Genomic DNA, 7,941 nt, shown 5'->3' with positions numbered 1-7,941 from the left:
CGCCAGCCTGGCCACTTCGCCAGCCTGGCCAGTTCCACCTCCCCGGAACAGCAGTACCAACAAGGTGGACTAGCAGTACCAAAAGCGACTACTCGCCAGTAGGCTCCGACCGTGCATCAGCTTCGGTGCCAGGCGGCCGCAGCAGATCAACGGGGTATGGGACCGAGCCCTTAGGCCCACGAGGCGGCCCGGCGCCTGCGCTCAGTCGAGGAAGACCTGGATGTTGCTTCCCGGCATTCGGGGCGGATCGCCTGGCACCCCGCTGTCGCGCCGACGAAGCCTCTGGCGGCCAGGCGTGACCCTGACCGTCGATTCGATGTCCTCCCAATGAGACGCCACGACGAGGAATCTCGCTCTGATCGTGGCAGTCGGTTCGCCCGGCTCAACTCTCCCGCCCAGTTACCGATCCAAGCTGCTGCCGGAATCGATGGTACCAGGGAGACGTCGCTCCCCTAGACGATATGAGGGTGACCGGCTCTTGAGGCTGTGTGCCTGTGGTCGTGCAGCCGAGGATGTGCGACTCGGTGTAGTAGCCGTGGCTGGCACGGTAGAGGGCCGTCTTGCGCCGTTCTGGCTTAACGCTTTCGCACCTCAAAAGTTTCGGAAGGATGGCTCCGGTGGAGTTCCAGAACATCGGCGACGCTCGTCGATTCGCCTCTTTGGATGCCGCGACATGTCCCCGCGAACGCAGCTAAAACAGTTCTTAGGGGATTCAATCGATTGATTTGTCGAATCACGTCGTTCGTCCCCAGATCCAGCTGGGTTAACCGTGGCACTCCCTCATCGGACTTGATTTTGTATGCGGCGGACGGGAGAGGCTCATTCGTGTCGGCATTCACCCAACCCAACGACCAATCAGCATGCGCAAGATCGTTTCGGAAACTTATGTTATGCGTAACCTCGCGTTTCAGAGCATTTCGAATACGGCCGCCGGTCTCATCCAAGTCGCCAACCGCAGTTGCCATTGCAAAGAATGAATCCGAGATCGGCTTCGCAGTCATCGTTGCAAAGACGATATTTAGCAAGGGATTTGGGCGCGGGAATTCGTCATCAACCGGCGCTAGATACTCGCCGATCATCTGCCGCATGAGGGCCGTCATCTCCGAAAATGTGGTGATGTACCCACCAATCGCGCGATGTAGCTGGATGACGCTGGGGTCTTCGTGGTAGCCGGGCGGGATCATTGACGAACTGGAGGCAGACATCATTGCAGAATAGCGCCAGCGGAAGCCTTCAGGAGCAGGTCAACTGTTTGAGCGCCATTCGCACCGGGACGCGAGCGTGGTGCCAATTTCTGCGGTCCGCAGAACAAGTAGTCTCGTCAAGGTACCCCAAGCGAGTACTCCTCTTCGCTAGTTCGCTGGGGGTTCCCCTTGCGGGTTCTGCTCCAGGATGGCGCGCCAGCCGCGAGATTGGCTCGGGAGCGTGGTGCGAGTTCGCGCGCACCTCACTGGCGAACTCAATCGTCAAGAAGACTCGTGCCCACGTTCCACGAGCCCATGTCCGCTGCCGACGCCGCCAGCGAGTCGATGCGCACTTTGGCACACGCGACCCGCAGCATTGATGATCCATGCCAGACCTATGATGTGCTCGGCAACTTGATCGCGGCTGTCCGTTCGCTGGGCCAGGTGCTCGACCAAGTGGCATCCGCTCATTTCGACCACCGCGACCAGGCGTTCACCGACGCTGGTAACAGCGCGGCCGGCGCCCCGCAGGCCAACTGTGCCGCTGAGGCACTGCGCGAGGCAGCCCGGCACCTACGCTCAATCGAGGACGACCTGGATGTCGCTTCTCAACATTCGGGACGAATCGCCTAGCACCCGGCGGTCGCGCCGAAGAACCTCTCGCGGTCGCGGGCGTGACTCTGACCGCCGATTCGATTGCATCCGCCATGAGACGCCACGACGAGGAATCTAGCTCTGACCGTGACAGTCGGTTAGCCCGGCTCGACTCCCCCGGCCCACCTGTCACCGATCCAAGGCACCTACCCGAGCGAGCGTCCCTGAGCCGATGCCCCCATGGTGGTCCGGCGGGTATCAAGAGTCGTCGAAACGTGCAGCCCAATGATGCGGGCGGCCCCGCGTGCATCGTCCGCGGTCAGCCGGTTCGTGGACATGCGTTCGCTGACGTCCTTCATCGCGATCTGCACCATCAACGTCTCGGCCTTCACCTGCGGCTTTCCCCGATGCGCCCGGGCCTTGTTCTCGATTTTTGCATCGCTGCCGAGCCGCACCCGATAGCGATTCACGCGCGCCACAACACCCTTCACAAGCTGGTCGAACTGCTGCTGCCGCTCGATACGCGGGACCTCGGCCTGGGTGCTCCGGACCGCGGCGGCGACGTCGCGGCCGGTCAGGAGGTCGACCCGGCGCATCCGCTGCATGACCAGTTCAACGGCCCGGCCGTAGGCGATGGTCTCAGCCGAAACTGGTGGAAGGCCCATGCGGGCCCGGTCCGTGACGTAGGCCGTCGCGAAGTCCAGCATGCGGGTGCCGTTGTGGAGCATGAGTTCCGTCAGCGTCTCGGCGAAGACGGTGAACTGGCGCAGGTGCTCGGGCAGCGCGGGGTCGGTGAAGTAGGCATCCGCGTCGCGGTCGTGGGCCCGGCGCTCAGCGGCGGTGGCCAGGTGCAGCTGTTTGGGCGGCAGGCCCAGGTGGCTGAGCTGGCGCTTGAAACGCCGCGCGGCCGCGTTGGCCGCGAGCTCCACCTGGTAGATGTCGGGGTCGCTGCGCCGGGCGCGCTGCCATTCCGCCCGACGCTCTTTGTTGCGCTCGGCCCACTCTTTGCTGATCTGCTTGGTTCGTTCAGGGTCGGCATCGCGGCGGGCGATGGCCCGGGCGTTCACCTCGGCGCTGTGATGGTCGTAGTAGCGCCGGTAGTACTCGCGGATCTTGTCACGGTTCTGCTCGACCCACCGCTGCTGATACTCACGGTTACGCCCGGGATGCGCCTCGCGCCAAAGTCTGGCGCGCTCCCTCCCCCGGGCCCGGACTTCTTCCTGCTGGCGTCGACGGACCACCGCTCGACGCATCTGCTCACGATTCTGCTGCCGGGCCCGCTCGAGGTGCTCCAACCGCCAGATCCGATTCAACTCACGCACCCGGTCCGGGTGTTCCTGCGCCCACTTGCGCCGCTTTTCGCGCTGGCGTTCTCGGCGGATGTCCCGAGTCCCGTCATCGTCAACGGGACGGTGCTCAGGCGGCTGGCTGACCGGCGCCGTCTGCGGCGTGGTGTTCTCGTCGGTGGGGCCGTTCATGATCGCGCTACTCCGACGGCGGGGCCAGCTCGATGACGAGCGCAAGGAGATCGGAACGGTGCGCCGTCGGGTTGGTGATCACGCGGCCGACCGCGACGCGGAGCCGTTCGGCATCCTCGGCGGCGATCTCGGCGACGGGCTCCAAGCAGTAGGTGATGTCGTTCTGCAGGTTGTAGTCGTCATCTTCGACGGCGATCTCCGGGTAGTAGAAGAGCGCAGCGAGCGCGGTGCGGCTGAGCAGGTCATCGAAGCGTTCTTGAGGGATCGGCATGGCAGGCCTCCAACGGGCGGGTGTGGGTTCGGTCACATCCTGTCGTGAATATCAGGTGCGCACGCCCTGACCCGCCGGACTAATCAGGCTGGGCCATTCGATGCGTGATCAGGCAGTAACAGCTCAGCGGGACAGCAGCGTCAACTCGTCAAACGGCTCGGCTGCGCCGTCGTCACGAAGCCAGGCCCGAATCGCATGGCGCCGTGCACGGGCCTCGCGCCATCGAGCCAAGAACAGGCGTATCAGCGAGATCGGTCCGTTCACGATGAACTTCAGCATGTTCAAGATGAACAAGAGCACCAGCAAGTTCAGCCAGCCGGGACCACCAGCCTCAATCAGCCGCGTGAAGACCATCGCACCGATCGCGTATGGGACCGCGAGCAGCATGGCAGGCATGCCCCACTTGAGTCCGCGTCGTGTGTGGGTCGCGTCGAGGAGAATCGTGGTCGGCATGATGCGACGCAGGGCGTAGTGGCTGCGGGCGGTGAGCCCCAAAATCAGATCGAACATGTGGCAACCCTTCAGATTGGCAACAAGAACCTGAAAGGACTGCCCTGAGGGAGTTATGCCGACGCGACGAGCGCCGGCCGCGTATGGAGGTTGCCTCAGAGAAATTGTAGAACCGGATGTCCGCGGGCGAAAGTCCCTGCTGTCGGGACAGAACGGCAGGAGAAACTTTTCGGCAGCCACCTTCCCGACGCCCCGGTCGGAGAGTTGATCCCGCACGGAACGCGAACCGCCCCAGCCAACGTCTCCCTGACTTGCTTCATCACGTCCACCCAGAAGTATTCGGAGCCCCTGGGGCGGATGTCCAACTCACTGCCCTGAGCTCCTACGCCCTTCCGACAAGGCGCCGGATACCGCCTCACAGCATTTTGAACGAATCGCCTGGCAACCCTGGCCTCACCGACAGAGCCTGGCTGCATCGGAGGCAACGATCATCTGGCGGCCGGGCCTGGGCGCGACCACGGGTCCGTTGGCATCCACCACGAAGCACGACCGCGAGCACTCCAACTCTGACTCTGAATGACGGTTGAACGCAGCCTCCGTCCGCCACTTGCCCGCGCAGTAGCCTCAGGAGCCCGCCCGCCGTGGTCATACCGGCTACTCCCGGCCAACCACAATACTGATCGCGTCTCCGGCTGGCAGAGAGTCGCCGGCAGCTGGCGACATCGACACGACAGTCCCAACGAGGTCCGGGTCGGCAGTGGTGAGGTCCTGTACCTGCACGTCGTAATCCACCAGGGCCTCCTGCGCCTCCTCCTCAGTCAGGCCCACAACATCGGGGAAGGTCGGCTGAAGTCCCGTGCTGGCATAGATGGTGACCGTGGAGCCCAGTTGTGCTCGGGTACCAGCAGGCGGATCAGAGCGCAGAGTTCCTTCGGGTTGGTTGGCCGCAGTCTCGCCACCGTTGTCGAACGTGAACCCGGCCGATTCCAGCGCCGTTCGCGCCTCTGCCACCGATGCACTTTGAAGATTGGGGACGCTGGCGCGCAGGGTTCGGAGCGAGCTGGCCGATGCCTCAGTGAAGTCGTCTCCGCCGTACTTGGCGTTGGCGACGCTCATGACGTCCGGCCACATCCGATGGCGGGCCGTGGCGGCGTATCCGCTGTCGAAGTACATCGACCGCTGGTCGAGCGAGCCGGTGACGCTGACGACCCCCGCCACGGTCGCGACTTCGGTACTGGAGCCGCTCATCCAGGTGTCGGCTGCGCCGTCGGTGGTGCCGGTTTTGCCGATCATGGGAACGCGAGGACTCGTTTGGTAGTACGAGGAGCGAGCGGTTCCCTCGCTCATCACGCGCTGCATCGCGTAGGCCATGGCTCCTGCGACATCGGGCTCGACGGAGACGCTGCACTCGGACTGGGGAACGGGCAGCTCACTGTCATCGGCCGCCACGATCCGGTCGATCACGACGGGGGTGCAGGTGACCCCGTCGTTGGCGATGCCGGCGAAGGCGACGGCCATGGTGAGGGGCGCGACTTCGTTGGTGCCGATCACGGAACTTGCACCCTGGAAGAGAGGACCGCCGTCGGCGCGGTGCACGTCGAAGGCCTCGGCCGTTTTGCGGATGCCGCACAGGTCCAGTTCTTTGGCCATGCCAATGAAACCCGTGTTGTAGGAGTTGATGGTCGATTCGAGTGCGCTGTAGTTGGAGCGGTTCTGACTCGACGAGTCGTTTCGAGGATTCCACCCGGGATAACGCTGTGCGCCCCGGCAGCTGTCCTGGAAGGCACCCCAGCTTGACGTGCGCTGAGAATCGACACGCTCATTGAGCGAATGCCCCTCCTGCAGCCATTCCGCCAGAGTGAACACCTTGTAGGTGGAACCGGGTTGGAAGCCGCTTGATCCACCGGCGGACCGGTCGGTGTTGTAGTTGATCGCGGTGTAATTTCCCCCCGATGCCAACACAGCCGGATCCTGGCTGTAATCCTTGTTCTGCGTCATCGCGAGCACCCGGCCGGTACCGACCTCCACGCTCGAGATGACGGCGCCCACGTCTCCCGCATCGGAGATCTTCGGAACATTCTCGTTCATGGTCGTCACGGCTGCGCCCTGCACGTCGAGGTCCAGCGTGGTGTAAACGTCATACCCGCCGCGGCGAAAATTGAGCAGCCGTGCCTCTTCGCTCTCACCAAAGGTGGTGTCGGTCTGGAGTGCGTGTACGACGTAGTCGCAGAAGTAGGCGTTAGCTCCCGCAGTGGCGCAGCCAGTGCTGGGCGCGGTGATGACCGGCCTGATCACAGTGGCCACGGCTGCCTCATACTGCGTTGGCGAGATCTTCTCACCGGAAAGCATTTCGCCGAGAATATAGTCGCGACGTACCTTGTTGGCGGCATAATTGTTGGCCGCGCCGTTCGTGGCGCTGTCGGGGATATCGAGCTGAAACTTTCTCGGATTGTTCACGATGGCCACCAGACTCGCGGCCTGGGGCAGGGTCACGGTCGCCGCCGTGGCGTCGAAGTAGTGGTTCGCGGCGGCTTCGATGCCGTAGACGGTGCCGCCGAAGCCGGTGATGTTCAGGTACTGACGAAGAATGTCCGCCTTTTCGTATTTTTTCTCCAGAGCGATCGCGTAGCGCATCTCCCGCAATTTGCGCGCGCCCGTGATCTCGGTCGCCGTGAGGTAGCAGGTGTCGCTCTGTTCCTGATCCGCGATGACCTCACATTTCTGCACGAGCACGTTTTTCACGTACTGCTGGGTGATAGACGAGCCGCCCTGGAGAGAGTCGCTGAACGCTGTACTCAAAACCGCCCTCAGAGTGCCCTGGACGTCGATACCGTTGTGCTCGAAGAAACGCGGATCTTCGCCGGACACGGCGGCATCCTTCACGAATTGGCTGATCGCATCTGACTCAACCTCGACCCGGTTCTGGTCGTAGAACGACGCCAGAAGCACCGGGGTGCCATCGGTCGCGGTGGCGTAGATATTGCTCTTCTGAGACAGCTGTTCGATTCCGAGGTAGCCGGGCAGGCTGTCGAAGGCTGAAATGGTGTTCGTCGCCGTCAGCCCCGCGAGAGCGACCACCGGGGTGACACCCGCCGTCACAAGCACGGCGACGACCACGCTCATCCCCAAAAACCCCATAAATGCGCGGAGAGACCGTTTGCGTGTTCTCGTGTGGACGGTTGATTCAGTGCCTAAGATTTTCGCGAACTCCTGGATTGACTTGTAATAAGGGGTTGAGGGCGACTCGAACGCTCACTCGTAAAGGTGACGCCGAGGTCAGAGCCGCACTAGTGAGAGGGGATGCTGCGGGCAGTGTCGGACTACACGCCCAGAACCAACAGATCCTCAGCGGGGGTCTCCCCTGCAGCGTCAGCGAAGAGTTCAAAAGCAGCAACGATGGCGGACTTCTGGTCGGCCGACAGATCAGACATAATCTGGGCAATATTGTCCCGGCGCTGCTCGAGGGCATTCGTGACCAGGTTTTGACCGGCCATCGTGAGTTCGATGAGCACCTCCCGCCGATTGGCTGGTTTGGTCGTGCGCCTCACCCACCCGGCCGCGACAATACGATCAATGGCTCGGCTCAACGTGGAGGGAAGAACTCCGATGGCTTCTCCCAAGACCCCCATCCGCAGGGGCCCGGCACCGTCCAAAACCACGAGCACACGAAACTGGGGCAACGTCACGACCTCGAGGGCGCCTGACACGGATCGAGCCACCACACCCATCAGCGCGCGAGAAGCTGCCAAGGCGGCGTCCGCCGAGCGAGATTCGAAAACGTCGTCCGTACTCATTCACGCCCCCACTATCTACAACAGTTGCTAAAACACAACTGTTGCGAGCATACATCAGAGGTTGGCCACCACCCTACGTGTCAGGGTTGGGTGAGGCCAGTAGCTAATAGTCAGTCCGCTGTTTGACGTAGGGCGAGAATCAGGAATCATCACCATGTCCAGTCCGTCTT

7 protein-coding genes are annotated in these 7,941 nt (G+C 62.7%); 1 reads left to right on the top strand and 6 read right to left on the bottom strand.

Features of this window, described 5'->3' with window-relative positions:
* Positions 1–575: 575 nt before the first annotated feature.
* Positions 576–1,184 (bottom strand): hypothetical protein, encoded by a 609-nt coding sequence (locus E3T55_RS11485; protein ID WP_134519715.1) that lies wholly within the window; start codon positions 1,182–1,184, stop codon positions 576–578.
* A 294-nt stretch (positions 1,185–1,478) separates the two neighbouring features.
* Between E3T55_RS11485 and E3T55_RS11480 the strand changes: the two genes are divergently transcribed.
* The gene (locus tag E3T55_RS11480; RefSeq protein WP_134519714.1) at positions 1,479–1,817 is read left to right on the top strand and encodes a hypothetical protein; all 339 of its coding nucleotides are present in this window, start codon (positions 1,479–1,481) and stop codon (positions 1,815–1,817) included.
* Between the two features lie 167 nt (positions 1,818–1,984).
* On the opposite strand, the gene E3T55_RS11475 is transcribed toward E3T55_RS11480, so the two are convergent.
* From E3T55_RS11475 to E3T55_RS11455, 5 genes are all read right to left on the bottom strand, one after another.
* Positions 1,985–3,256: a hypothetical protein gene (locus tag E3T55_RS11475; protein WP_134519713.1), complete on the bottom strand. Its 1,272-nt coding sequence runs from the start codon at positions 3,254–3,256 to the stop codon at positions 1,985–1,987.
* A gap of 7 nt (positions 3,257–3,263) precedes the next feature.
* The gene (locus E3T55_RS11470; RefSeq protein ID WP_134519712.1) at positions 3,264–3,527 is read right to left on the bottom strand and encodes a hypothetical protein; all 264 of its coding nucleotides are present in this window, start codon (positions 3,525–3,527) and stop codon (positions 3,264–3,266) included.
* 123 nt (positions 3,528–3,650) lie between these two features.
* Positions 3,651–4,037, bottom strand: coding sequence for a sulfate permease (locus tag E3T55_RS11465; RefSeq protein WP_134519711.1), 387 nt, complete (start codon positions 4,035–4,037; stop codon positions 3,651–3,653).
* Between the two features lie 594 nt (positions 4,038–4,631).
* Positions 4,632–7,100: a transglycosylase domain-containing protein gene (locus E3T55_RS11460; protein ID WP_166791764.1), complete on the bottom strand. Its 2,469-nt coding sequence runs from the start codon at positions 7,098–7,100 to the stop codon at positions 4,632–4,634.
* Between the two features lie 197 nt (positions 7,101–7,297).
* Complete coding sequence (locus E3T55_RS11455) at positions 7,298–7,771, bottom strand: MarR family winged helix-turn-helix transcriptional regulator (RefSeq protein WP_134519709.1); 474 nt, start codon at positions 7,769–7,771, stop codon at positions 7,298–7,300.
* Positions 7,772–7,941: the final 170 nt, after the last annotated feature.

This window comes from Cryobacterium frigoriphilum (assembly GCF_004403305.1).
In the GTDB taxonomy this organism is placed as follows: Bacteria; Actinomycetota; Actinomycetes; order Actinomycetales; family Microbacteriaceae; genus Cryobacterium; species Cryobacterium frigoriphilum.
The sequence above is the reverse complement of the archived record's forward strand: the minus strand, read 5'-3'. Positions and strand labels throughout refer to the sequence as shown.